The 24,252-nt window shown below is 71.7% G+C and carries 26 protein-coding genes and 1 riboswitch; of the genes, 15 read left to right on the top strand and 11 right to left on the bottom strand.

Features of this window, described 5'->3' with window-relative positions:
* The first annotated feature begins 110 nt into the window (after nt 1-110).
* Nucleotides 111-2,288 (top strand): helix-turn-helix transcriptional regulator, encoded by a 2,178-nt coding sequence (locus tag ACZ4EG_RS13290; protein WP_467790711.1) that lies wholly within the window; start codon nt 111-113, stop codon nt 2,286-2,288.
* A gap of 45 nt (nt 2,289-2,333) precedes the next feature.
* On the opposite strand, the gene bioD is transcribed toward ACZ4EG_RS13290, so the two are convergent.
* From bioD to bioB, 3 genes are read right to left on the bottom strand one after another with little or no spacing between them, the layout of a single operon-like run.
* Entirely contained in the window at nt 2,334-3,050 is a 717-nt protein-coding gene (bioD, locus tag ACZ4EG_RS13285) for a dethiobiotin synthase (RefSeq protein ID WP_453553825.1), read from the bottom strand.
* Nucleotide 3,051: 1 nt separating this feature from the next.
* A complete protein-coding gene (locus tag ACZ4EG_RS13280) occupies nt 3,052-4,332 on the bottom strand; it encodes an adenosylmethionine--8-amino-7-oxononanoate transaminase (protein ID WP_467790710.1) in 1,281 nt (426 codons plus the stop codon).
* Complete coding sequence (gene bioB / locus ACZ4EG_RS13275) at nt 4,325-5,560, bottom strand: biotin synthase BioB (RefSeq protein WP_467790709.1); 1,236 nt, start codon at nt 5,558-5,560, stop codon at nt 4,325-4,327. Before bioB ends, ACZ4EG_RS13280 begins: the two co-directional genes overlap by 8 nt.
* A gap of 147 nt (nt 5,561-5,707) precedes the next feature.
* Here bioB and ACZ4EG_RS13270 point away from each other — a divergent pair, with 147 nt between their 5' ends.
* On the top strand, nt 5,708-6,835 hold the full coding sequence (locus ACZ4EG_RS13270; protein WP_467790708.1) for an 8-amino-7-oxononanoate synthase: 1,128 nt from the start codon (nt 5,708-5,710) through the stop codon (nt 6,833-6,835).
* A 75-nt stretch (nt 6,836-6,910) separates the two neighbouring features.
* Here ACZ4EG_RS13270 and ACZ4EG_RS13265 read toward each other — a convergent pair whose 3' ends face one another.
* A complete protein-coding gene (locus tag ACZ4EG_RS13265; RefSeq protein WP_467790707.1) occupies nt 6,911-7,135 on the bottom strand; it encodes a DUF397 domain-containing protein in 225 nt (74 codons plus the stop codon).
* Nucleotides 7,136-7,144: 9 nt separating this feature from the next.
* A complete protein-coding gene (locus tag ACZ4EG_RS13260; RefSeq protein WP_453553815.1) occupies nt 7,145-8,011 on the bottom strand; it encodes a helix-turn-helix domain-containing protein in 867 nt (288 codons plus the stop codon).
* A 213-nt stretch (nt 8,012-8,224) separates the two neighbouring features.
* On the opposite strand from ACZ4EG_RS13260, the gene ACZ4EG_RS13255 reads away from it, so the two are divergent.
* The gene (locus tag ACZ4EG_RS13255) at nt 8,225-8,683 is read left to right on the top strand and encodes an ATP-binding protein (RefSeq protein ID WP_390710409.1); all 459 of its coding nucleotides are present in this window, start codon (nt 8,225-8,227) and stop codon (nt 8,681-8,683) included.
* Between the two features lie 3 nt (nt 8,684-8,686).
* Here the strand turns inward: ACZ4EG_RS13255 and ACZ4EG_RS13250 are convergent, their stop codons facing one another.
* Entirely contained in the window at nt 8,687-9,610 is a 924-nt protein-coding gene (locus ACZ4EG_RS13250) for a LysR family transcriptional regulator (protein WP_467790706.1), read from the bottom strand.
* A gap of 115 nt (nt 9,611-9,725) precedes the next feature.
* Between ACZ4EG_RS13250 and ACZ4EG_RS13245 the strand changes: the two genes are divergently transcribed.
* On the top strand, nt 9,726-10,346 hold the full coding sequence (locus tag ACZ4EG_RS13245; protein WP_467790705.1) for a LysE family translocator: 621 nt from the start codon (nt 9,726-9,728) through the stop codon (nt 10,344-10,346).
* A 69-nt stretch (nt 10,347-10,415) separates the two neighbouring features.
* Here ACZ4EG_RS13245 and ACZ4EG_RS13240 read toward each other — a convergent pair whose 3' ends face one another.
* The 3 genes from ACZ4EG_RS13240 to ACZ4EG_RS13230 form a co-directional block, all read right to left on the bottom strand.
* Nucleotides 10,416-10,889 (bottom strand): C40 family peptidase, encoded by a 474-nt coding sequence (locus ACZ4EG_RS13240; RefSeq protein ID WP_453553811.1) that lies wholly within the window; start codon nt 10,887-10,889, stop codon nt 10,416-10,418.
* A gap of 3 nt (nt 10,890-10,892) precedes the next feature.
* A riboswitch (cyclic di-AMP (ydaO/yuaA leader) is annotated at nt 10,893-11,099 on the bottom strand.
* A 320-nt stretch (nt 11,100-11,419) separates the two neighbouring features.
* Nucleotides 11,420-11,728 (bottom strand): hypothetical protein, encoded by a 309-nt coding sequence (locus ACZ4EG_RS13235; protein WP_453553809.1) that lies wholly within the window; start codon nt 11,726-11,728, stop codon nt 11,420-11,422.
* Between the two features lie 8 nt (nt 11,729-11,736).
* The gene (locus ACZ4EG_RS13230) at nt 11,737-12,372 is read right to left on the bottom strand and encodes an ATP-dependent Clp protease proteolytic subunit (RefSeq protein WP_453553807.1); all 636 of its coding nucleotides are present in this window, start codon (nt 12,370-12,372) and stop codon (nt 11,737-11,739) included.
* A gap of 141 nt (nt 12,373-12,513) precedes the next feature.
* Here ACZ4EG_RS13230 and ACZ4EG_RS13225 point away from each other — a divergent pair, with 141 nt between their 5' ends.
* Nucleotides 12,514-12,798, top strand: coding sequence for a type II toxin-antitoxin system Phd/YefM family antitoxin (locus ACZ4EG_RS13225; RefSeq protein WP_467790704.1), 285 nt, complete (start codon nt 12,514-12,516; stop codon nt 12,796-12,798).
* A 195-nt stretch (nt 12,799-12,993) separates the two neighbouring features.
* On the opposite strand, the gene ACZ4EG_RS13220 is transcribed toward ACZ4EG_RS13225, so the two are convergent.
* A complete protein-coding gene (locus tag ACZ4EG_RS13220) occupies nt 12,994-14,007 on the bottom strand; it encodes an ABC transporter permease (RefSeq protein WP_467790703.1) in 1,014 nt (337 codons plus the stop codon).
* Nucleotides 14,008-14,166: 159 nt separating this feature from the next.
* On the opposite strand from ACZ4EG_RS13220, the gene ACZ4EG_RS13215 reads away from it, so the two are divergent.
* The 8 genes from ACZ4EG_RS13215 (at nt 14,167) to ACZ4EG_RS13180 (ending at nt 21,639) form a co-directional block, all read left to right on the top strand.
* Entirely contained in the window at nt 14,167-14,796 is a 630-nt protein-coding gene (locus tag ACZ4EG_RS13215) for a TetR/AcrR family transcriptional regulator (RefSeq protein WP_453553801.1), read from the top strand.
* Nucleotides 14,797-14,927: 131 nt separating this feature from the next.
* Nucleotides 14,928-15,230: an urease subunit gamma gene (locus ACZ4EG_RS13210; RefSeq protein ID WP_263206152.1), complete on the top strand. Its 303-nt coding sequence runs from the start codon at nt 14,928-14,930 to the stop codon at nt 15,228-15,230.
* A 17-nt stretch (nt 15,231-15,247) separates the two neighbouring features.
* Nucleotides 15,248-15,568, top strand: coding sequence for an urease subunit beta (locus tag ACZ4EG_RS13205; RefSeq protein ID WP_363300038.1), 321 nt, complete (start codon nt 15,248-15,250; stop codon nt 15,566-15,568).
* Nucleotides 15,561-17,282 carry an urease subunit alpha gene (locus ACZ4EG_RS13200; protein WP_467790702.1) on the top strand — a complete coding sequence of 574 codons (1,722 nt, stop codon included), beginning with the start codon at nt 15,561-15,563 and terminating at the stop codon, nt 17,280-17,282. The genes ACZ4EG_RS13205 and ACZ4EG_RS13200 overlap by 8 nt, the downstream gene beginning before the upstream one ends.
* Nucleotides 17,282-17,956: an urease accessory protein UreF gene (locus tag ACZ4EG_RS13195; RefSeq protein ID WP_467790701.1), complete on the top strand. Its 675-nt coding sequence runs from the start codon at nt 17,282-17,284 to the stop codon at nt 17,954-17,956. The genes ACZ4EG_RS13200 and ACZ4EG_RS13195 overlap by 1 nt, the downstream gene beginning before the upstream one ends.
* Before the next feature lie 519 nt (nt 17,957-18,475).
* A complete protein-coding gene (ureG, locus tag ACZ4EG_RS13190; protein WP_453558272.1) occupies nt 18,476-19,156 on the top strand; it encodes an urease accessory protein UreG in 681 nt (226 codons plus the stop codon).
* Nucleotides 19,153-19,911: an urease accessory protein UreD gene (locus ACZ4EG_RS13185; protein WP_453558275.1), complete on the top strand. Its 759-nt coding sequence runs from the start codon at nt 19,153-19,155 to the stop codon at nt 19,909-19,911. The genes ureG and ACZ4EG_RS13185 overlap by 4 nt, the downstream gene beginning before the upstream one ends.
* Before the next feature lie 132 nt (nt 19,912-20,043).
* A complete protein-coding gene (locus ACZ4EG_RS13180) occupies nt 20,044-21,639 on the top strand; it encodes an alpha/beta hydrolase (protein ID WP_467790700.1) in 1,596 nt (531 codons plus the stop codon).
* Between the two features lie 99 nt (nt 21,640-21,738).
* Here ACZ4EG_RS13180 and ACZ4EG_RS13175 read toward each other — a convergent pair whose 3' ends face one another.
* Nucleotides 21,739-22,464 carry a lysophospholipid acyltransferase family protein gene (locus ACZ4EG_RS13175; RefSeq protein WP_467790699.1) on the bottom strand — a complete coding sequence of 242 codons (726 nt, stop codon included), beginning with the start codon at nt 22,462-22,464 and terminating at the stop codon, nt 21,739-21,741.
* A gap of 614 nt (nt 22,465-23,078) precedes the next feature.
* Between ACZ4EG_RS13175 and ACZ4EG_RS13170 the strand changes: the two genes are divergently transcribed.
* Both ACZ4EG_RS13170 and ACZ4EG_RS13165 read left to right on the top strand, forming a co-directional pair.
* A complete protein-coding gene (locus ACZ4EG_RS13170; RefSeq protein ID WP_453558283.1) occupies nt 23,079-23,477 on the top strand; it encodes a DUF6153 family protein in 399 nt (132 codons plus the stop codon).
* An 82-nt stretch (nt 23,478-23,559) separates the two neighbouring features.
* On the top strand, nt 23,560-24,198 hold the full coding sequence (locus tag ACZ4EG_RS13165; protein WP_467790698.1) for a DUF305 domain-containing protein: 639 nt from the start codon (nt 23,560-23,562) through the stop codon (nt 24,196-24,198).
* Nucleotides 24,199-24,252: the final 54 nt, after the last annotated feature.

Genomic DNA, 24,252 nt, shown 5'->3' with positions numbered 1-24,252 from the left:
TCCTGAAAAGGGTGGGGTTGTTCAGGAGTGTCGGGACGGGTCTACGCGCGCCGCATCGGTGAAGTCGCCAGTCTTTACGAGTCAACTAACTCGCCAGTAACGTCAATTGCGTGGTGACGCCGGTGAATCCCCCACCTCTTGACCGCACTTTGCCACCGCAGCTCACCGACGCGGGGCGACGCCTGGATCCCGCGCTCCCCGAAGGCGTCCGCGCCCGGGTCCTGCGGGTCGCGCACGGCGATCCGCATGCCGCCGCCGAACTCGCCGCCCGCCTGACCGAACGGCAGACCGCGGGTCTCGACCCGCTGCCCACCGAACCCGTCGACGTCGCCCCCGAGTTGCTGCGCGCCCACCGTGGCGAGATCCGCGCACTGCCGGACGCGACCCGGCTGCTGTTGCTCCTCGCCGCCGCGGACCAGTACCCCCTCGCCACGCACGCGTTCCCGCGCGCGGTCGCGGCCGCCCGTCTCGACATCCGCCCGCTGGACGCCGCCGAGGCCGCCGGCGTCGCGCACGCCACGGTCGGCGGCGTGGCCTTCCGGGACGCCTGGACGCGGATCGCGGCCTACGAGACCGCGTCCCCGGCGGACCGGCGCGACGCCCACCGGCTGCTCGCCCGGGTACTGAGCGGAGCGGGGGAGACATCCCTCCGGTCCTGGCACCGCGGAGCGGGGTCGCTCGGGCCCAGCGGACGGCTCGCCGCGGAACTGCGCACGGCCGCGGACCGCTCCCGGGCCGCCGGCCGGCTCGCCCTGGCCGGTGCGCTCACCGAACGCGCGGCCGCCCTCTGCCCCGAACCGGCCGAACAGGACCGGCTGGTGGCCAGGGCCGCGGCCGACGCCTGGTCGTCCGGAGACGCCGACCGGGCGCGCCGGCTCGCCGCCCGCACGGACGACCCCGCGCTGAGCGGCATCCTCGCCCTCCGGGCGGGAAACGCCCCGGAGGCCTTCGACGCCCTGCTCGCGGCCGCGGTCCGCCGGCCGCGGGCCGAGGACGCCACCGAACTGCTGGCACTGGCCACCGAAGCCGCCGTCTACACCGGGGACCTGAGGAGATGCCGCGAGGCGTTCGTCGCCGCCCACTGGCTGGGCGTCGCACCGCCCGGCGCCCTCGCCGGGCTCTGCGCCTCCGTCGAGGGCCGCTACGAGGATGCCCGTGCCGTACTCAAAGCGGCAGCGGGCCGGTGCGGGCCCGGCGGCGACCCCACCCTGCTGATCCACTCCGGAATCGCCGCCCTGATGCTCGGCGACCACACCCGCGCCGCCACCGCCACCCTCCGGGCCGCCGCCTCCGCGCGGGCGCGGGGCACCCCCGTCACCGCCGTACAGGCCATGGAGTTCCGTGCCTACGCCGACTTCTGGACCGGACGGACCCGGGCCGCCGAGGCCGCCGCACAGGACGCGCTGGCCCAGGCGTACGCCACCGGGCAGGACAACGGGGCCTGCCATCTGCGGGCCGCCCTCGCCATGTTCGCGGCGGTCACCGGGGACGAGGACGCCTGCCGGGAACGCGCCGCGGACGCCCGCGCGCACGCCCTCGCCCGCGGCCTGGGCCTGCCCGCCGCGCTGGCCCAGTGGGCGCTCGCCTTCCTGGACCTCGGCAGCGGGCGGTACCCCGCCGCCGCGGCCCGGCTGCGCGCCCTCGCCGGATTCGGGCCCGGCCACGGTCACCGTGCCATCCGGCACCTGGCCACCCCGCACTACGTCGAGGCCGCCGCACGCACCGGGGACACCCGGGTCGCGCGCGCCGCCCACGCCGACTACCAGCGCTGGGCGAGCGCCGTCCGCAGCCCCGACGAGCTGGCGCTCGGCGCCCGCTGCCAGGCCCTGCTCGCGCCCGGCGCCGAGGCCGTGGAGCACTACCGAACGGCCCTCGATCTGCATGCCCGCGGCACCCGCGACTTCGAACGCGCCCGCACGGAACTGCTGTTCGCGGGCACCCTGCGCCGACTGCGCCACCGCACCGAGGCCCGCGACCGGCTGCACAGCGCCCTGGAAGCCTTCGAGTCCTTCGGCGCCCCGCACTGCGCCACGCAGGCCCGTGCCGAACTCCGCGCCCTGGGCACCCCGGTGCCGGCGCCCGCCGCCACGGATCCGGCCGCCGTGCTCACCGCCCAGCAGCTGATGGTCGCCCGCATGGCCGCGGAGGGTGCCACCAACCGCGAGATCGCGGACCGCCTCGCGCTCAGCCCCCGCACGATCGACCACCACCTGCGCGGCGTCTTCGCCCGGTTGGGCATCCGGTCACGGATCGAGCTGGTACGGCTGCTTGCGCGGGGCGACGGCTGAAGCGCTCCGGAGCGCGGGCACGGGGCGGCCTTGCGCCCAGTCCGCCTACGGGGCCTCTCGTACCCGGAACGCCTCCGCGTCCCAGCTGCCGTCCAGGCGAGGCGACAGCCAGCCCGGAGCCGCGCTGCGGAAGTCGGCGGGTGACAGTGCCCCAGCCCCGGCGGGCAGCGCGCCCAGCAGTGGGGCGGCCGCCACCTCCGGCAGGTCCGCGAGGTTGCAGCGCGAGGCGAGGTCGGGTTCGTCGGGCCAGCTGCCGATCACCACGCCGAGCAGCCCGATCTCCCGGAACCGCAGTTCACGCGCCGTCAGCTCGGTGCTGTTCAGGGTGCCGAGTCCGGCGCCGGCGACGACCAGCACGGGCGCGTTCAGCAGTCGCGCCGCGTCCGCCAGCGTCCCGCCCGCCGCGTCGAACCGTACGAGCAGCCCGCCCGCCCCCTCGACCAGTACGAGGTCGTGGTCGGTGGCCAGCTTGGCGGCCGCCTCGGCCACCTCGTGCGGGTGCACGGGTGCGAGGCCCGCCCGCCGCGCCGCCGTGCCGGGCGCCAACGGGTCGGGGTAGCGGGCCAGTTCGGTCGCCGTCACCGCGCCCGCGAGACGCGCGACCTCGTCGGCGTCCCCGCGCTCGTCCGGCCGTACCCCGGTCTGCGCGGCCTTCAGCACGGCAACCGACCGTCCGGCCGCGAGCGCGGCCGCGGCCACCGCGGCGGTCGTGACCGTCTTGCCGACCTCCGTGCCCGTGCCCGTGATCACCAGTACCGGCATCTCACCCCTCCCGCGCCGCCGCGCACACCGCGCGCGTGATCCGCGCCAGGTCCGCGTCACCCGTCACATAGGGCGGCATCGTGTAGATCAGATCGCGGAACGGTCGCAGCCACACGCCCTCCCGCACGGCGGCCCGGGTGGCCGCCGCCATGTCCACCTCGTGGTCGAGCTGTACGACCCCGATCGCGCCCAGCACCCGGACGTCCTTCACCCCGGGCAGGTCTGCGGCCGCGGCGAGCCCGTTCCGCAGGCCGGTCTCGATCCGCTTGACCTCGGCCTGCCAGTCCTGGCCGAGCAGCAGCCCGATCGAGGCACAGGCCACGGCCGCCGCCAGCGGATTGCCCATGAACGTCGGACCGTGGGCCAGCACCGGCACCTCGCCCTGCGAGATGCCGTCGGCCACCCGCGATGTGCACAGGGTGGCCGCCATGGTCAGATAGCCGCCGGTGAGCGCCTTGCCCAGGCACATCACGTCCGGCGTCACGGCCGCGTGGTCCGCCGCGAACAGCGCGCCCGTGCGCCCGAACCCCGTCGCGATCTCGTCGAACACCAGCAGCACGTCGTGCGCGTCGCACGCCTCGCGCAGCACCCGTAGATAGGCGGGGGAGTGGAAGCGCATCCCGCCCGCGCCCTGCACCACCGGCTCGACGATCACGGCGGCCAGTTCGCCGGCGTGCCGCTCGATCGCCGCGCGCAGCTGCTCGGCGTACGCCTCCTCGTACTCGGCGGGCGGCGCGTCCGTGAACACCTGGCGCGGCAGGATGCCGGACCACAGCTGGTGCATGCCGCCGTCGGGATCGCACACGGCCATCGGCTGCCAGGTGTCCCCGTGGTAGCCGCCCCGCCAGGTCAGCAGACGCCGCTTCTCCGGACGGCCCAGCGAACGCCAGTACTGCAGGCACATCTTGACCGCGACCTCGACCGACACCGAGCCGGAGTCGGCCAGGAAGACATGCTCAAGTCCATCCGGCGACATGTCGACAAGAAGCTTCGCGAGCCGGACGGCGGGCTCGTGCGTGAGCCCGCCGAACATCACATGGCTCATCCGCCCGAGCTGCCCCCGCGCCGCCTCGTCGAGCACCGGGTGGTGGTAGCCGTGGATCGCCGACCACCAGGACGACATGCCGTCGACGAGTTCGCCCGAGCCGTCCGCGAGCTTCAGCCGCACCCCGCTCGCCGACTCCACGACGAGCGGTTCGACGCGCCCGGGCATCGGGCCGTACGGGTGCCACACGTGCCGCCGGTCGAGCTCCAGCAGTTCGGGCACGCTCAGGTCAGGCATTGGGCGCGAGATCCGTTCCGGCGCCCCGGCGGCGCACGGCGACCAGATCGGTGCGCGGCTCGTTCGCCTGCGCGGTGGCCTCCGCCGGCGCGGCGGCGACGGAACCGCAGACCCCGCCGCCCTCGTGCGACCCGCAGCCGCCGCCCTCGTGCGACCCGCAGCCGGCACCTTCGTGCGACCCGCAACCCGCCTCGGTGTGCGAACCGCAGCCGCCCGCGGCATCCGCGCGGTGCTCCGGGAGCGTCACCTGGTCGGAGCCCTCCACCTCGAACCCGGCGTCCGCGATCATCTCCAGGTCCGCCTTGCCCGCCTGGCCCTCGCTGGTGAGGTAGTCACCGAGGAAGATCGAGTTGGCCAGGTTCAGCGCGAGGGGCTGCATGGTGCGCAGATGCACCTCGCGGCCGCCCGCGATCCGCACCTCGACGTCCGGGCAGACGAACCGGACCATCGCCAGGATGCGCAGACACCGCTGCGGGGTGAGGTTCCACTCCTTGCCGAGCGGGGTCCCCTCGAACGGGATCAGGAAGTTCACCGGCACCGAGTCCGGGTCGAGCTCGCGCAGCGAGAAGACCACGTCCACCAGGTCCTCGTCGCTCTCGCCCATGCCCGCGATCAGACCGGAGCACGCGGACAGACCGGCCGAGTGCGCCTTCTGCACCGTGTCCACCCGGTCGGCGTACGTGTGCGTGGTTGTGATGTCCGCGTATGTTCCCTCGGACGTGTTGAGGTTGTGGTTGTACGCGTCCGCGCCCGCGTCGCGCAGCCGCTCGGCCTGGCCGTCGGAGAGCAGACCGAGACAGGCGCACACCTCGACGCCCTCGTTCTGCTCCTTGATCGCCTTGATGGTGTCCGACACCCGGTCCACGTCCCGGTCCGTCGGGCCGCGTCCGCTGGCCACCAGACACACCCGCTTGGCACCCCCGGCCAGGCCCGCCGCGGCGGCCTGGGAGGCCTCGTCGGGCTTGAGCCAGGTGTACTTCAGGATGCCCGCGGTGGAGCCGAGCCGCTGCGAGCAGTAGGAGCAGTCCTCCGGGCACAAGCCGGACTTGAGGTTGACCAGGTAGTTAAGTTTTACGCGCCGGCCGAACCAGTGCCGGCGCACCTTGCCGGCCGCGGCCACCACATCGAGCAGGTCGTCGTCGGAGGTGGCGAGCACGGCGAGTGCTTCGTCGCGGGTCGGCAGCTCGCGCCGAAGCCCCTTGTCCACCAGCGTGTTCAGCAGGTCCATAAGGTCCGATCCTGTCCTACGGGACCGCCCCGGGCCAAGGAGAGTTTGTACAACGGAGACCGATCACCGTGTGGGTATTGCCACACCCTGGGCGGCTGGGCGTCCGGCTAGTGTCTGTCCGCTACCTACAAAAGCCCCGGAGGACCCATGGCGTTCGGCTGGATCGACGACCAGGTGGAGCAGCGCCGCCGCGCCGGACTCGTACGGACGCTGCGCCCCCGCCCCGCCGACTCGCCCCTGTTGGATCTGGCCAGCAACGACTATCTCGGACTGGCCCACCACCCCGAGGTCACCGAGGCAGCCGCGGCCGCCGCGCGCACCTGGGGCGGCGGTGCCACCGGGTCCCGGCTGGTCACCGGCACGACCGAACTGCACACCGAGCTGGAGCGCGAGCTGGCCGGGTTCTGCGGCTTCGAGGCGGCCCTGGTCTTCTCCTCCGGTTACGCCGCCAACCTCGCCGCCGTCACGGCACTGGGCCCGCACGGCTCCCTGATCGTCTCCGACGCGGGCAACCACGCCTCCCTGATCGACGGCTGCCGGCTCGCCCGCGGCGCCACGCAGGTCGTGGGGCACGCCGACCCGGACGCGGTGCGCAAGGCGCTCGGCATGCACGAGGGACCGGCGATCGTCGTCTCCGACACGGTGTTCTCGGTCGACGGCGACGCCGCGCCGCTGGCCGCGCTCGCGCGGGCGAGCCGGGAGCACGGCGCCGGGCTGGTCGTCGACGACGCCCATGGGCTGGGCGTCCTGGGCGACGGCGGGCGGGGCACCCCGCACGCGGCCGGACTCGCGGGCGCCAAGGACGTGGTCGTGACCGTCACCCTGTCCAAGTCGCTGGGCAGCCAGGGCGGTGCCGTGCTCGGTCCTGCCCGGGTGATCGACCACCTGGTCAACGCGGCACGGACGTTCATCTTCGACACGGGCCTGGCCCCCGCCGCGGCCGGCGCGGCCCTGGCCGCGCTGCGGCTGCTGCGCCGCGAGCCGGCGCGGGCGGAGCGGGCCCGCGGGGTGGCCGCCGAACTGCACGCACGACTGACCGCCATGGGTCTGGAGGCGGTGCGCCCGGACGCCGCGGTCGTCTCCGTGCGGGCGCCCTCCCCCGAGGCGGCGGTGCGCTGGGCGGCCGACTGCCGTACGGCAGGCCTGGCCGTGGGCTGTTTCCGTCCTCCTTCCGTGCCCGACGGCATCTCACGGCTCAGGCTGACCGCCCGCGCGGACCTCTCCGAGGCCGAGATCGAACGCGCTGTACGTGTGATCGGCGAGGCGCGACCATGAGTCGGCGTGACACGGCCGTGCGCCGCCTGGACGGAACCGATCAATAGCGATCGGCCGGATCGGGTCGTACGGGGATCAGCGGAACGCGGCCAGGAACCCCGCCCAGCTCTCGGGGGAGAGGAGCAGCGCGGGTCCGGCCGGTGCCTTGGAGTCGCGCACGGCGAGCAGTCCGGTCAGCGGACCGGAGCGCGGCCGTGCCGTCTCCACGCAGTTGTTCGCTCCCGTGCTGTAGCTGCTGCGCAGCCATCGCACGTCGTGCAGATCGGTACTGGTAGGTACGTTCCGAGGCAGTGCAGACATGGTGCCTCCTTACGCGCCGTCAGCTATCCCGGCGATGTAATCCAACGATTCCTCGGGCGAAAGGGCGTGGATCCGAAGGGTGTTGAAGGCCTCGGAGTAGGCCTGGAGGTCTTCTTTCCGTTCGAGATAGAGGCTACTCGTCAAGTGGTCGAGAACAACCACATCCAGATCAGATGTGCTCGGAAATGAGAAGATAACGAAAGGGCCTGTGATGCCGATGTGCGCTCCGGCCGCGAACGGCAGGACCTGAAGCCTCACTTGGGGCAGGCGCGCCGCCTCCACCAGCCGTTCCAGCTGCCGCGCCATGACGTCCGGGCCGCCCACCTCCCGCCGCAGCACCGCCTCGTCCAGGACGGCTCGCAGCTCCAGCGGCGGCTGTGACCGCAGCACGTCCTGCCGGGCCAGCCGCACCTTGACCAGCGCGTCCAGCCGCTCCTCGGCGTCGTCGAAGCCGCTGACGGCCGCCCGGGTCACCGCGCGGGCGTACTCGGGCGTCTGCAGCAACCCCGGGACCACCGACGTCTCCAGCGTGCGCATCCCGCGCGCCTGCGACTCCAGGCTGATGAAGTCCCGGTAGGCGGGCGGCAGCACCCCGCGGTACGCGTGCCACCAGTGGTGCCGGCCGCCGACGTCGTCCGAGCCGGCCAACACCATCAGCAGCTCGCGAAGTTGACCGTCCACCACGCCGTACGCGTCCAGGAGTAACCGCACATCGGCCGGTTTCACCCCACTGGCGCCCGTCTCGATGCGGCTCACCTTCGACTGGTGCCAGCCCACCAGTCGGGCCGCCTCACCGCTCGTGAGGCTCGCCCCGGTGCGCAGTGCGCGCAGTTCGGCGCCCAGTTTCCGGCGGCGCACCGCGGGACCGTTCTGCATGGGCTACTCCCTACTCCCTTCGAGCCGCCCAAATACGCTCTGCCGTCGCAGAGTTCACCGCTTCGAGCGACAGATATATGCATATCTTGGTGGATCGCCCCCGTGACACGTGCCGCAATGGCAGTCTGACGACGAAGCACCAGTCCGGGACCGTACTCGAACCATCCGGCTCCGTGCCGGACTGCGGTCCCGTGGGAAAGGGACGACGTCGTCATGGCAGACCATCTGGAAGCATCCGTCACTCTGCCGAGCGATCCCGCCTCGGTCGCCGCGGCCCGTTCCTATGTGCTGGCCACTCTCGCGGAGTGGGGTCTGCCACCGGACACGGAAGTGGCCGACACGGTCCGGCTCATCGTCTCCGAACTCGCCACCAACGCCGTACAGCACACCTTCGGTCAGTCACCCACCTTCACGGTGGACCTCGTGCTCGACCGTGACGAACACCTGCGTATCGGCGTCACCGACAGCCATCCACGCTTCCCGAAGAGACTCCCCGCCGCCGTCCAGCAGGACAACGGCCGCGGCATGGTGATCATCCGCTGGCTCACCGCCGAATGCGGCGGCAAGCTACGGGTCCGGCCCACCCGCGAGGGCGGCAAGACCGTCTCCATCGAACTTCCCTGGACGGTGCCCGCCCAGCCGGTCACGGCGGCCGGACAGCAGGAGCCGTAACACTCAGGCCCCCGGAATCCGATGCGCACGCCCGAACGCCCCGCGCAGCAGGGCCCGGAAGGCGTCGGCGGCCGGAGCCACTTCCTCGGCCCGGTACGCGACCGAGATCGTACGACGCAGTTCTCCCGCCCCCAGCGGGCGCACCCCGACCGGAGTGACCGCCGTCCGCGCCACCATCTCCGGTACGACGGCCACGCCGAGCCCGGCACTCACCAGCGCGCACACCACGGCGTAGCCGGGGGTCGGCACCAGCACGGACGGAGTGGCCCCCGCCTGCGCCAGGAGCGCCTCCACGCCCTGCCGGGCGGGCAGTTGCGGAGCCATGCTGACCAGCGGCTGACCCGCAAGCCCCGACAGCGGCAGCCGGGAGGAGCCACTGCTCAGGGCGTGCCCCGGGGCGGTCACCAGGACCAGCTCCTCCACCAGCACCGGCTCCAGACCCACCGAGGACGGCACCGGAACCGGCTCCGCCGGGTGATATGCGTGCGTCAGCGCCAGGTCCACCGCCCCGCCCGCCACCGCCGCCACGCCGGCCGGCGGATCGTAGTCCGCCACCGACAGTTCCACATCCGGATGCGCCCGGCGGAACGCGCTCAGCACCGGCGGCAGCAGATGGATCCCGGCCGTCGGAAACGTACCGAGCCGGAGTGTGCCGCCCGACAGACCGGCCAGCCGGGCCAGTTCGTGCCGGGCCCGCTCCAACTCGTCCAGCACCCGGCGGGCCCGGGCCACCAGCAGCTCGCCCGCGTCCGTCAGTCGCGCCCCGCGGTGGTGCCGGACCAGCAGCGCCGTCCCCGCCTCCCGCTCCAGCTTGGCCAACTGCTGGGAGAGCGCGGGAGGTGTGTAGCCGAGCCGCTCGGCGGCACGCGTGATGGACCCCGCCTCCGCGACCGCGACGAGGGCGGCGAGTCGGGTGGGGTCGTACATACCGGTTGCCTGCCCAGAGGAATGTCCGAAGAATGCGAGCCCAAAGGAACGCTTAAGGCTCACCCAGAATATCCGAAATACCTGCTGAAGGCCCGTCCACGGCAGGCTGGCAGCCATGGACGGACAGCTCATCGCCTTCACCGGGATCGCCGCCGGCATGGTCGCCATGCCCGGCGCCGACTTCACCGTCGTCGTACGCAACGCACTGGTCTCCCGCCGGGCGGGCATCGCCTGTGCGCTCGGCATCGCGGGCGGGCTGCTCGTCCACACGGCTCTGGTGGCCGCGGGGGTCGCCACGGTCCTGGTCGCCGTGCCCTCGCTGTTCCGCGCTCTGCAACTGCTCGGCGGCGCGTATGTGCTGTATCTGGGCGGTCGGACGCTGTGGTCGCTGCGGCAGCCGCAAGGCGGCGACACGGACAGCGGCACGCCCTCGGCCGCGAACCCGCTGCGTCAGGGGTTCATGACCAACGCCCTCAACCCCAAGGCCTCGCTGACCTTTCTCAGCCTGCTGCCCCAGTTCGTACCGGCGGGCAGCGCCGCGCTGCCCAGGACCCTGCTGCTCGCGCTGATCGTGATCGGGCTGACCCTGGTGTGGTTCCCGACGGTGGCGCTGCTGGTGGACCGGCTCGGCCGATGGCTGCGCCGGCCGCGGGCCGCCATGGCCCTCCGGTCGGCGACCGGTGTGGCGCTGACGGTTCTCGGTGCCGCCCTGCTCCTCGAACCGCTCCTGGCGTGACACCGGTTCAGGCCGGAGCGGACCCGAGGGGGTGACGGTGCGACAAGGCCCGCCACCCCCTCGGGCGGGTCAGCTGACCCGGCCGTACCAGACGCTCCTCGTCCAGATCTTCTGCAGCTTCACCACGTCCCCGGTCTTCGGGGCGTGCCAGATCTTCCCCTTCCCGGCGTAGATCCCCACGTGGTACACGCTGGAGCCCGAGTGGAAGAAGACGAGGTCACCGGCCTTGCGGTTCTTGGCCGAGATGTGGTGGGTCTTGTTGTACTGCTGGGCGGCCGTACGGGGCAGGGTCTTGCCCGCCTTCTTGTACGAATACAGCGTCAGCCCGGAGCAGTCGAACCTCCGCGGCCCGGTGGCGCCCCACTTGTAGGGGGACCCCTTCTTGGAAGCCGCGACCTGGAGTGCCTTCGTCGCCATCGTCGCGGCCGATGCGTCGGCGGCGACACCCGGAACCACGATCGAGCCGCCCACGGCGGCGATGGTGAGGGCCGAGGCCGTACCGGCCCGGGCCATGAGCGACGGGACACGATTGAGCGCAGTCATGCGCAACCCTTCGTCAGCCGCCTGTGAAGGATGACCTGTCGGATTCGGGCTGGCGAAGTTGCCCGGCCGCGTTGCCGCGGCTTCACCCCAAGGGCTGCTCGGAACGAACAAACAGACGAACGAACATCCGTTCCGGCGACCCGTCTTGCTTGGGTCCTCCACTCCTGCCGATCCACTCCTGTCGACCGGTCATCCGGGCGGCGGCAGGACTCGGCGTCCGCCCGGACCGCCCCGCCGCTGTGGCGGGGGCTTGTCGTCAGACAGGGATCTTCACTCACAGGTGTCCGAAAATCCCAATGGAATCGGGGATTTGTGGTGTTACTCACCACTCACCCGTTCGGGTGGACATCGCTGTGTTCGAGTCATGGTCGAGGGGGTCAGGTACCCCCGGACCAGCGCGGAAGCACCTCACCGTCCCCTCCGGGCAAGCGTGTTGCGCAACCTCCACGGCCTCGGAAAAGGACCCGCGACTACTCCGAACAGCGGTACGCCTTTTGGGTCGTTTCAACTGCGTTGCGGACGGCAGCGCGTCAATCGGCGGCAGGGGGTGGGACGGTGACCCTCGCGGTCCGGCGCTCGCCGTCCAGCACCCGCAGTGCGCGCGCCAACGTGGCAGCGTGCAACTCCGCCTCGCCGCGCTGGTGCATGAGGGTCAGCGCGTCGCGCAACTCCGCCGACGCACGGACCAGTGCCTGGGCGGCCCGCAGTCCGCGATAGGTGTCCGAGTGCTGGGCCGGATTGATCCGGCCGAGCAGGTCGACCACATCGAGGTAACGGTCGATCAACTCACCCTCGGCCCGCGTCAGGGCGGGCAGCGGTGGCAGCTCCGGAGGCAGCATCCGTCGGCTCACCCCGCGTCCCGAGCGGTGCGGGAGGCCTTGCGGCTGGGGATGATCCCGTCCACCAGCCCGTATTCCAGCGCGCCCGGCGCGTCCAGGATCAGATCCCGCTCCAGGTCCTCGTGGACCTGCTCGGGGCTGCGTCCCGTGTGCCGAACGAGCATTCCTTCGAGGAGGGCCCGGGTCCTGGTCAACTCCTCGGCCTGGATGACGAGGTCACTCGGTTGGCCCTGCACCGGTTCGGACAGCGATGGCTGCCGGATCAGCACACGCGCGCCGGGCAGCGCGAACCGCTTGCCCGGTGTCCCGGCGGCGAGCAGCACCGCGGCGGACGAGCCGGCCTGCCCCAGGCAGATCGTCTCCACGTCGCAGCCGACGTACCGCATCGTGTCGTAGATCGCCGCCATCGCACTGAACGAGCCGCCGGGCGAGTTCACGTACAGCGAGATGTCCCGGTCCGGGTTGTCGTGTTCGAGATGCATGAACTGCGCCATCACGTCGTTCGCCGATGTGTCGTCGATCGGCGTGCCCAGGAAGACGATCCGCTCCTCCAGCAGCTTGGAGTACGGATCCAGCGTGCGGTGACCCGTGCTGGTGCGCTCGGTGAACTCGGGCAGGACATAGCGGGCGGACGGTCGGGACATGGCGTACCCCTCCTTGCGGCAGAGCCGACTCCGGCAGAGCTCTCTGTAGAAAATGTACAGGATGTACAGAGCGCGGGTGCAAGGGTCCGTCCGCGACGCAGAACCTGCGGGCCGCCGGAGGGGTCCCCTTAAGCTGGGGGTATGGCCTACGAGATTCCGGTGACGCAAGCCAGGGCTGAGCTCGCCGACCTGATCAACCGGGTGGTGTACGGCGGTGAGCGCGTCGTCGTGACGCGGCACGGAAAGCCTCTCGTCGCCCTCGTCTCCGCCGCCGACCTCGAACGGCTGGAGGAGCTCCAGGAGTCCGCGGAGGACCAGGTGATCACCTCGGTCGCCGGCGTCCACGAGTCCGCGCCCGCGCCCTCGGCCCACGACCGCCGGCGATTCGGCATCGCGGCGGAGCATCGGGGGGCCGGCGGCGCGTAGGGCCTCCGGCCCGCCTTCGCCGGGAGCGGTTGGACGGGTCCTGGCCGTGCGGTGATGGGGGCCGGTCCGTCGTCGGCCGTCGCCGGGCCGTCGTCGGTGTGACGGCAGGGTTGAAGGCCGCGAGGAGCAGACCGAAATGACCGTGCACCCCCGTCCGCTACGGCGGGGATGCACGGCCGCTTGTGCGAGCGCAGGTCAGCCGATGGGTGCGAGCTCCCGCTCGGGCACCGGTTCGCCGCTGCGGGCACGTGACTTGAGCGCGCTGCCGAGCAGCACCGCGCCCAGGCCCAGCGCCGCCCACCAGCCCAGGGTGAGGGCGGGGACGGTCGCCGCCGCGCCGTCGAAGTACGACACCGAGCGCAGCAGGGTCGTCCCCGCGCCCGGCGGAAGCCACTGACCGACCGTCCCGACCGGCTCGGGAAGCATCTGCGGGGCCGAGGAGGCGCCGGAGAACGGGTTGCCGAGCAGCATCACCACGCCGGCGGCGATCCCGGTCCCGGAGGTGCCGACGAGCGCGGCCAGTCCGGCGACGGCACCGCTCACGGCCAGCGTCGACAGCCCGAACGTCGCCGCCTCCGCCCACCAGTCGCCCGTGATCACCCCGAGCCAGCTGTCCGCGATGCCGGCGGCGGCCACGCCCACCAGGGCGGAGGCCCCCACCAGCGCGGTCACCGCGCGGACGCCGCGCAGCCCGAGCAGGGTCACCACCGCGCCCGCCGCTATGCCGGCCAGCGCCAGCGGCAGCACACTCGCGGTCAGGGCCGCGCCACGCGGGTCCTTCGGGGAGGCGGCGACGACGTCGACCGTCTTCATCGGCGTACTGGTGGCCGAGGCCTGCCCGGCCACCGCCTGCTGGAGGAACTGGGCGACGACCGGGCTCGCGGCGGAGGCGGTGAGAAGTTCGGGACCCCGGTCGGTCACGACCACCGCGCCGTATACGGTCCGGTCCTCGATCGCGCCGCGCGCGGCCGCCTCGTCGGCGTAGCGATGAACCTCGAACGCGCCGTCGTGCGCCGCCAGTTGCTGCTCCACCTGGGCCGTCGCGGCCGCCGGGCCGGCCACGCCGAGCGGCAGGTCGCGCGGTGCGGTCCGGGCGGCGGGCCAGGCGAAGGCCCACAAGGCCAGCGCGGCCAGGGCGGGAACGAGGACGATCACCGCGATCAGGCGCCGGGCGGGTGCCCTGGTGGGGGTCGCGGAGGCGGTGGACATGGCTTCTCCTCGGATCGGGGAAGGGGTGGTGCGGGTGCCGGGCCGGGGTGGTCCTGTCGCCCGCGGCCAAAAAGAATGATCGTTCGTTCTACGGTGCCCTCACCATCCTCCGAGTGGTGTGGCTTGTCAAGAAGGAACGTTCGTTTTAAGTTGTGGACCATGGCCCGCGTATCCCAGGCGCACCTAGACGCCCGCCGCCGCCAGATCCTCGACGGCGCCGCCCTCTGCTTCGCCCGCAACGGTTTCCATGCCACGTCCATGCAGGACGTACTGAAGGAGACCGACCTCTCCGCCGGTGCCGTCTACCGCTACTTCAGCGGTAAGGACGAGCTGATCGGCGCGATCGTCGGCGAGGTCCTCGACGTGCTGCGCGAGACCTACGAGGGGGCGGCCGTGGAGACCCCGCCGCCGCTGCCCGACGTGCTGGTCCCCCGGGCCCTGCGGCAACTGCGGGAGGTCAGGCCGGGGTTGCTGGAGAGCGGGGAGTGGGTCTTCCCGCGGCTGATGATCCAGGTGTGGGGCGAGATCCTGCGCAATGCGGAGCTCGCGCAGATCGTGCAGGCCGGCTACGACCGGGTCCGCGCCGCCTGGGCGAGGGTCGTCGAGAGCTACAAGTCCGCCGGCCTGATCTCGGTGGACGCCGATGCCGATGCCATGGCCCGGGTGATGATCGCGCTCGCGCAGGGATACGCCGCACAGCTCGCCGTCATCGGCGACCTGCCGCCCGGAACCCTGGCGGACGGACTGCGGGCGCTGATGAGCATGCGGGACCCGCGCTCGGCCGGGTGACGATCACAGTTTGTTTAACGTGCCCGAAATCCGGTCCAACTAGCCTGCCCCTCCACGCCACCAGGCCCTTTGCCCCGTGGCCGCGGCAACCGGACCCCGCACGGTCCGGAGCGAGGACTGTGAGGTGGGACGTGCAACTGACCCCGCACGAGCAAGAGAGGCTGCTGATCCATGTGGCGGCCGACGTCGCCGAAAAGCGCCGGGCCCGTGGGCTGAGGCTCAACCACCCCGAGACGGTCGCGCTCATCACGTCGCACATCCTCGAAGGCGCGCGTGACGGCCGTACCGTCGCCGAACTGATGGCCTCGGGGCGCAAGCTGCTCACCCGGGACGACGTCATGGAGGGTGTGCCCGAAATGATCCACGACGTCCAGGTGGAGGCGACCTTCCCGGACGGGACCAAACTCGTCACCGTCCACGACCCGATCGTCTGACGGGGGAGGCCGCCGTGATTCCCGGAGCGATTCCCGGAGAGATCCTCTTCGCCGAGGACCCGATCGTCTGCAACGAAGGCCGCGAGGTCACCCGCCTCACCGTCCTCAACACCGCCGACCGGCCCGTCCAGGTCGGCTCTCATTACCACTTCGCCGAGGCCAACCCGGGCCTGGAGTTCGACCGTGGCGCCGCGCGGGGCAAGCGGCTGAACGTCGCCGCCGGCACCGCCGTGCGCTTCGAGCCCGGGATCCCCGTCGACGTCGAACTCGTTCCGCTCGCCGGCGCCCGGGTCGTGCCCGGACTGCGCGGGGAGACCGGAGGTGCCCTCGATGCCTGAGATCTCCCGCGCCGCCTATGCGGACCTGTTCGGCCCGACCACCGGTGACCGGATCCGGCTCGCCGACACCGACCTGCTGATCGAGATCGAGGAGGACCGCTCAGGCGGGCCCGGACTTGCCGGTGACGAGGCGGTCTTCGGCGGCGGCAAGGTCATCCGCGAGTCCATGGGCCAGTCGCGAGCCACGCGCGCGGAGGGCACCCCCGACACCGTCATCACCGGTGCCGTCATCGTCGACCACTGGGGGATCGTCAAGGCCGACGTCGGCATCCGCGACGGCCGGATCACCGGGATCGGCAAGGCGGGCAACCCGGACACGATGGACGGGGTGCACCGCGATCTGGTCATCGGCCCGGAGACCGAGGTGATCGCCGGCAACGGCCGGATCCTGACGGCGGGTGCGATCGACGCGCACGTCCACTTCATCTGCCCGCAGATCGCCGACGAGGCGCTCTCCGCGGGAATCACCACCCTGGTCGGCGGCGGTACCGGGCCGGCCGAGGGATCGAAGGCGACGACGGTGACACCCGGGCCCTGGCACCTGGCCCGGATGCTGGAGTCGATGGAGGCCTACCCGCTGAACATCGGTCTCCTCGGCAAGGGCAACACCGTCTCGCACGAGGCGATGCTGTCGCAGATCCGTGGGGGAGCGCTCGGACTCAAGCTGCACGAGGACTGGGGGTCGACGCCCGCCGTCATCGACGCGTCCCTCACCGTCGCCGAACAGACCGGGATCCAGGTCGCGATCCATACGGACACGCTGAACGAGGCCGGGTTCGTGGGCGACACGCTCGCCGCGATCGGCGGGCGCGGCATCCACGCCTACCACACCGAGGGTGCGGGCGGCGGGCATGCGCCGGACATCATGACCGTGGTGTCCGAGCCGCACGTGCTGCCGAGTTCGACCAACCCGACGCGGCCGTTCACCGTCAACACCGCAGAGGAACACCTCGACATGCTGATGGTGTGCCACCACCTGAACCCGGCGGTGCCGGAGGACCTGGCGTTCGCCGAGTCCCGGATCCGGCCGTCGACGATCGGGGCGGAGGACATACTCCATGATCTGGGCGCGATTTCGATCATTTCATCCGACTCACAGGCGATGGGGCGGGTCGGCGAGGTCGTCATCCGGACCTGGCAGACGGCCCATGTGATGAAGCGGCGACGGGGCGCGCTGCCCGGTGACGGGCGGGCGGACAACCGGCGGGTACGGCGGTACGTCGCCAAGTACACGATCAACCCTGCACTCGCGCAGGGCCTCGCCCGGGAGGTCGGCTCCGTGGAGACCGGCAAACTTGCCGACCTCGTGCTGTGGGAGCCCGCGTTCTTCGGGGTCAAGCCGCATCTCGTCATCAAGGGCGGGCAGATCGCGTACGCGCAGATGGGCGACGCGAACGCCTCGATCCCGACACCGCAGCCGATCCTTCCGCGTCCGATGTACGGGGCGATCGGGCGGGCGCCGGCCACCAACTCGGTCAACTTCGTGGCGCCGCTCGCCGTCGAGGACGGGTTGCCGGAGCGGTTGCAGCTGGGGAAGCGGTTCGTCGCCATCGACTCGACGCGTGGGGTGACCAAGGCGGACATGCGGGAGAACGACGCGCGGCCCCGGGTGCGGGTCGATCCCGACAGCTTTGCCGTGCACATCGACGGGGAGCTGGTCGAGGCGACTCCGGCCGCGGAACTGCCCATGGCCCAGCGCTACTTCCTGTTCTGATGTCCAGGGCAGCGCTACTCGTACTGGCCGACGGCCGGTTTCCCGCCGGGGGGCATGCGCACTCCGGCGGGGCGGAGGCGGCCGTCAAGGCCGGGCGGATCACCGGGGCGGCGAGCCTGGAGGAATTCTGCCGGGGGCGGTTGCACACGGTGGGGCTGGTGGCCGGTGCGCTGGCCGCGGCGGCCGTGCTCGGTGTGGATCCCGGGGAATTGGACGCGGCGGCCGATGCGCGGACGCCTTCGGTCGCGCTACGGGTCGCTGCGCGGCGGCTCGGACGGCAGTTGACGCGGGCGGGGCGGGCGACGTGGCCGTCCGGCGAGCTCGATGCGCTCGCGCGCGACTTTCCCAAGGGGGCGCATCAGCCGGTGGTGCTCGGTGTCGTGGCGCGAGTGGCCGGGCTCGGGGCGGACGACGCGGCGTACTGCGCGGCGTACGAGAGTGTGAGCGGGGCGGCCACGGCTGCCGTGCGGTTGCTGAGTCTGGATCCGTTCGATGCCACGGGGGTGTTGGCTCGGCTGGCGCCGGAGGTGGATCGGGTGGTGGATGCGGCCGTTGAGGCGGGGTGGGGAGTGGTCGAGGGCGGGGTTGACGCGTTGCCTGCGGGGGCTGCGCCGTTGTTGGAGGTCGGGGCGGAAGCGCACGCCGCTTGGGCCGTGCGGTTGTTTGCGTCGTGAGTCTCCTTGCCCACCTGCCCACCCGACTCGGTGGGCCGAGAGCGACCGTCCCCGGGGCTCCGCCCCGGCCCCCGTCCTTGCCCACCCGCCCGACTCGGTGGGCTGGAAGGCACCCCACCCCCTGGGGCTCCGCCCCAGACCCCGGCGGGGACTGGGTCCCCTGCACCCCTGGCGGGGCTTCGCCCTTGCACCCCGGCGGGAGGTCCGGTGCTGGGCAGCTCTCGTGGGGCTTCGCCCCTGCACCTGTCTGGGGCCTTGCTTGCCCACCAGCCCATCGACTCGGTGGGCTGGAAGGTAGTCCGCACCCTGGGGCTCCGCCCCAGACCCCGGCGGGGACTGGGTCCCCTGCACCCCTGGCGGGGCTTCGCCCCTGCACCCCGTCAGGGGTCCTGCACCGCCCCCCAGGCCCTGCCCCCGCACCCCATCAGTCACCCACCCCCACGGCCCGAAGGCCCCCGGCCTCGGATATCAGGTTTGCTGAATGAATCGTTCAGAGCCAGCTGGATTGGAGCCGCTGCTATGCACCTTGATCACACCCACCACCACGCGTCCGCCGCCGTAAGTGCCGATGCCCGGCGGGTGGACGGGAGTCGGCGGGCGGTGCGGATTGGGGTTGGTGGGCCCGTTGGGTCCGGTAAGACCGCTACCGTTGCCGCGTTGTGTCGGGTGTTGCGGGACGAGTTGTCGCTGGCTGTCGTCACCAACGACATCTACACGCGCGAGGATGCCGAATTTCTGCTTCGTGAGGCCGTGTTGCCGCCTGAGCGGATCGCGGCCGTGGAGACGGGGGCCTGTCCGCACACGGCGATCCGGGACGACATCTCCGCCAATCTCGAAGCGGTGGAGGATCTGGAGGATCAGGTCGGGCCGTTGGATCTGATCCTTGTCGAGTCCGGTGGGGACAACCTGACCGCCACCTTCTCCAGGGGGCTGGTGGACGCGCAGATCTTTGTGATCGATGTGGCCGGAGGGGACGACATTCCTCGTAAGGGCGGGCCCGGTGTCACCACCGCCGATCTGCTCGTCGTGAACAAGACCGACCTCGCGCCCCATGTCGGCTCCGACCTTGGTCGGATGGCCGCCGATGCCAAGGCCCAGCGCGCCGAACTACCTGTTGTTTTCCAGTCGTTGAGGAGTCAGGCGGGAGTGGCCGACGTGGCTGCTTGGGTGCGTGAGCGGGTTGTCGCGTGGAACGGGTGACCGCGAGCGGCGTGCGGGGGGCCGTGCGGATCGTCGCCCGGGAGGATGGGCGGGGCGGTACGTCGCTGCCCGTGCTGGAGGGCGGCGGGCCGCTTGCCGTGCGCCGCACACGGGCCGGCGGGGGCGAGGCGCGGGTCATGCTCGTGGGGGCGATGAGCGGGCCGCTCGGCGGTGACCGGTTCAGTGTGGAGGCCGAAGTGGGGGAAGGGGCGCGGCTGGATGTGCGCTCCGCCGCCGCCACCATCGCGCTTCCCGGGCAGGCGAAGGGACGGGCGACGTACGACGTGCGGCTGCACGTCGCCGACCGGGGTGAACTGCGCTGGCTGCCCGAGCCGTTGATCTGCGCGGGTGGGAGTGATCTGTGCGCGAGCACCAGGGTTGAGCTCGGGGGCGAGGCGCGGCTGTTGCTGCGGGAGGAGCAGGTGCTCGGTCGGGTCGGCGAGGAACCCGGGCGGCTTGCCGGCCGTCTGACAGTGCGGGTCGCGGGGCGGACCGTGCTCGACCAGGAGTTGGTGTGCGGGCCCGGTGCGCCGGGCGGCTGGGACGGGCCCGCCGTGCTCGCGGGACACCGCGCCGTCGGGCAACTCGTCGTCGTACGGCCCGAGTTCCGGCGGGAACAGCCGGCGGCCCGGGTGCTGGGGGAGTGCGCGGCGCTGACTCCGCTCGCCGGTCCCGCCGTACTGGTGACCGCCGTGGCGGCCGATGGCCTGCGGCTACGGCGGGTGCTGGACGAGGCGCTGAGCCTCCTCGGGTAGCCCACCGCTCAGCGGGACATGATCGTCCGGTTATCGGATTGGTAAAGAAGGTCTACTACCCCTGGTCTCAGGCTTCTCACAGCCGCGAGGATCCCCGTGACCATTCGCAGACATGCACGGGGAGGGGCCCACTTGAGGGACATCAGACCGAAGAACCGCGCGCTGGCGCTCGGTTCGGCCGGAGCGCTCGTCACCGCGACCCTGATAACCGGCGCCCTCGCGGCGCCCGCGGCCGGTGCCGAGAACCGCCACGGCCAGGACCGGGAGGCCCGCGGCGCCGCGATCGCCGCGGAGCGCGCCGCGAAGGCGGGCATCAACTGGCAGGACTGCCCCGCCGACTGGGGGCTGGAGAAGCCCATCCAGTGCGGCTGGGTCAGCGTGCCGCTCAACTACGCCAAGCCGTACGGCAAGCAGATCAAGCTCGCCGTCGACCGCATCGGCAACACGGGGACGAAGAAGGACCGCCAGGGCGCCCTCGTCTACAACCCCGGTGGTCCGGGCGGCTCCGGGATGCGCTTCCCGCGCCGGGTCACCACCAAGAACCCGCTGTGGGCCAACACCGCCAAGGCGTACGACTTCGTGGGCTTCGACCCGCGCGGCGTCGGCCACTCCGCGCCCATCTCCTGCATCGACCCCCAGGAGTTCGTCAAGGCGCCCAAGGCCGACCCGGTGCCGGACACCGAGGCCGACAAGACCGCGCAGCGGAAGCTGGCCCGCGAGTACGCGGACGGCTGCTACGAGCGCAGCGGCGAGATGCTGCCGTACATGACCACGCCGAACACCGCCCGCGACCTCGACGTCATCCGGGCCGCCCTCGGCGAGAAGAAGCTCAACTACCTCGGCGTCTCCTACGGCACCTACCTGGGCGCCGTCTACGGCACGCTGTTCCCGGGCCACATCCGCCGGATGATCGTCGACAGCGTCGTCAACCCGTCGCGCGAGAACATCTGGTACCAGGCCAACCTGGAGCAGGACATCGCCTTCGAGGGCCGCTGGAAGGACTGGGAGGACTGGGTCGCCGCCAACGACGCCACCTTCCACCTGGGCACGACCCGCGACGCCGTCCAGGCCAAGTGGCTCCAGCTGCGTGCCACCGCCAAGAAGAGCCCGATCGGCGGGATCGTCGGGCCGGCCGAGCTGATCTCCTTCTTCCAGAGCGCCCCGTACTACGACTCCTCGTGGGTGCCGGTCGCCACGGTCTTCAGCAAGTACGTCGCCGGTGACACCCAGGCCCTCGTCGACGCGGCCGCCCCGGACCTGTCCGACACCGCGGGCAACATCTCCGCGGAGAACGGCAACGCCGTCTACACGGCCGTCGAGTGCACCGACGCCAAGTGGCCCACCAGCTGGCGGAAGTGGGACCGGGACAACACCCGGCTCAACAAGGACTACCCGTTCATGACCTGGGCCAACGCATGGATGAACCTGCCGTGCGCCACCTGGCCGGTCAAGCAGCAGACCCCGGTGAACGTCAAGACGCACAAGGGCCTGCCGCCGGTGATGATCGTGCAGTCCACGCGTGACGCCGCCACCCCGTACCCGGGCGCGGTCGAACTGCACCAGCGCTTCAAGGGCTCCCGTCTGATCACCGAGAAGGACGCGGGCTCGCACGGTGTGACCGGCCTGGTCAACCCGTGCATCAACCAGCGGGTGGACGACTACCTGCTCACCGGCAAGCTGGACGCCGCGGACGTGACCTGCGCGCCGCACGCGACGCCCAAGCCGTGACCGCGGAGCGGTAATTCGGTACGAGGGCGGGGCGGCCGGAGCGAATCCGGCCGCCCCTTCCCTTTCCGGCGGCCGGCCCTCGCCGCGCCGCCGCCCAGGTCAACCGAGCGGTGCCCGTGGGAACTTGCGCTCCCGCTCGCCCTTCGCCGCGGCCTCGTCCGCCTTGACGACGGCCGCGTACTGGTCGACGTACTCCTGCTCGGACAGCGACAGGATCGCGTACATGATCTCGTCGGTCACGGCGCGCAGGATGGCCTTCTCGTGCTCCATGCCGGCGTAGCGGGAGAAGTCGAGGGGCTTGCCGAAGCGGATGACGACCGGGTGGATGTGCGGGATGACCTTCCCCGGCGGCTGCGCCTCGAACGTGCCGATCATCGCGCACGGAACGACCGGCACACCCGCCCTCAGCGCCATCACGGCGACACCGACCTTGCCCTTGTAGAGCCGGCCGTCGTGGGAGCGCGTGCCCTCCGGGTAGATGCCGAGCAACTCGCCCTTGCGCAGCACTCCGAGGCCCTCGCGGATCGCGGCCTGGCCCGCGTCCTTGCCGGAGCGGTCCACCGGGATCTGGCCCGCGCTGCGGAAGAAGGCCGCGGTCAGCCGGCCCTTGATGCCCGGGCCCGTGAAGTACTCGGCCTTGGCGAGAAACGTGATCCGCCGCTTCAGTATCGCGGGCATCAGGAAGTGGTCCGAGAAGGACAGGTGATTGCCGGCGACGATGGCCGGACCCGACGCCGGTATGTTGTCCAGCCCCTCTATTCGGGGACGGAAGATCAGTCTCAGCAAAGGCCCCAACAGTACATATTTCAGCAGGTAGTAGAACAAAGGGGGTCACTCCTCACTCCGGCGGATCGCTTGGGTCGCCGACTTCTCGCAGGTCAACCGGCATGTGATGGGGTGCCAGTGTATGTGCAGGCGCAGTGAGCCGGAACAGTCGCGGACGCCCGTCGCCGGACCACACTGCTGGCTCGGGCGGTGGCGCGGCAACCCGAAGCCGCAGCCTGGCGTGATCATTTCGGGGACTGGCAGACGCGCCGGTCTTGCCGCCGCGGCGTCCGGTGCTCACCCCCTCGGGCGGCGGCGGGCCGGAACGGGTCGCGAGGCCCAACTCGTCGATGCCGCGGACGAGTTCCTGAAACAGCCCCAGCGGCGCGGCGTTGCCGCCACCCGCGCTGCTGCAGCAGGTTCGGCTCACGGGCCACACCGCCCATCCAGACCGCCAGACTCACGCCACCGGTCACGCGCTTCTCGTCCCGTATGGACCGCTCGGCCATGGCTCTCCCAGGAAGCGAGGTAAGTGCAAGCCACTCCAAGGTGTTCCCGTGCGGCGCGCGGGGAAAGGCGTCCGACGGTGCTTATCACCCGATCGTGGTCCTCCGCTTCCCGTCCGGACGCACCCCGCCGAACGCGCAGTCGTGACTCTGCCTAGAATGGGCCCGATGAACCGAGCCGAGCAGTCCGCTGTGCGATCGCCTCTGGGGCGATGGCGGGCGCTGCTCGTGCTGGGGCTGCTGGCCGGCCTCCTCGGTATGCACGCCCTGGCCCCCGGCGGTGCCATGGGCCACGCGGAGCGGGCTCACGGCGTGCACATGACGGCCGAGGTCACCGCCGTCGACGACTGCCCCGGCGCCGGTCACTGCGGCGGACACCATCTCCAGCACGCCGACGCGACCTGCGCCTCAGGCGCCGTGAGCGGGGGACCGGCGCTGCCCGCGCTCGTTCCCGACCCGGTGACCACGCCCGTACGGGCCGACTCCTTGTGCTCCCGTGCCGCCGCGGCGCCGGACGGCGCCCGGGCGCCACCGTCCCTGGCGGAACTCCAACTCCTGCGGATCTAAAGGCCGCGAGGACCGCACCGGCGACCGGCCGGGAGCGGTCCACGACGTGCCCGAATCCCTTTTGCACAGCAGGAGTTCACGCATGACCACTCGTACCCTCGCGCGCCGTTTCGCCCTCGTCGCGGCCACCGCCACCGCCGCGTTCGTCCTCGCCGCCTGTGGCGGCGACAGCGGGGACAGCGGCGACGGTGCCGCCCACGACACCGGTCACGGTGCCTCGGCGTCCCCGGGCGGCCAGACCGGCGCCGGTGCCCACAACGCCCAGGACGTCTCCTTCGCGCAGGGCATGATCCCGCACCACCAGCAGGCCCTGGAGATGGCTCGGCTCGCCTCCTCCCGCGCCTCGTCCGCCCAGGTCAAGGAGCTCGCGGCGGGCATCGAGAAGGCGCAGGACCCGGAGATCAGCACGATGACCGGATGGCTGAAGGCCTGGGGCGAGGAGGTGCCCATGGCCGGGATGGAGATGGACCACTCCGGTCACTCTGGCATGGCCGGAATGATGAGCACCGAGGACATGACGGCGCTGAAGAAGGCCACCGGCAAGGACTTCGACACGATGTTCCTGACCATGATGGTCGACCACCACAAGGGCGCCGTCGAGATGGCCACCACCGAGAAGACCAAGGGCGAGTACGGCTCCGCCACCGGCATGGCCGACGACATCGTCACCGCGCAGAACGCGGAGATCAAGGAGATGAACCGGCTTCTCGGCAAGAGCTGAGCCGGACGGGCAGGGGGCCGGCGCCACGCCGGCCCCCTGCCCCGGGGTTCAACG

It is taken from the genome of Streptomyces sp. NPDC025638 (assembly GCF_055558775.1).
Note: the sequence above shows the minus strand (reverse complement) of the source record. Positions and strands in the feature narration are given on the sequence as shown.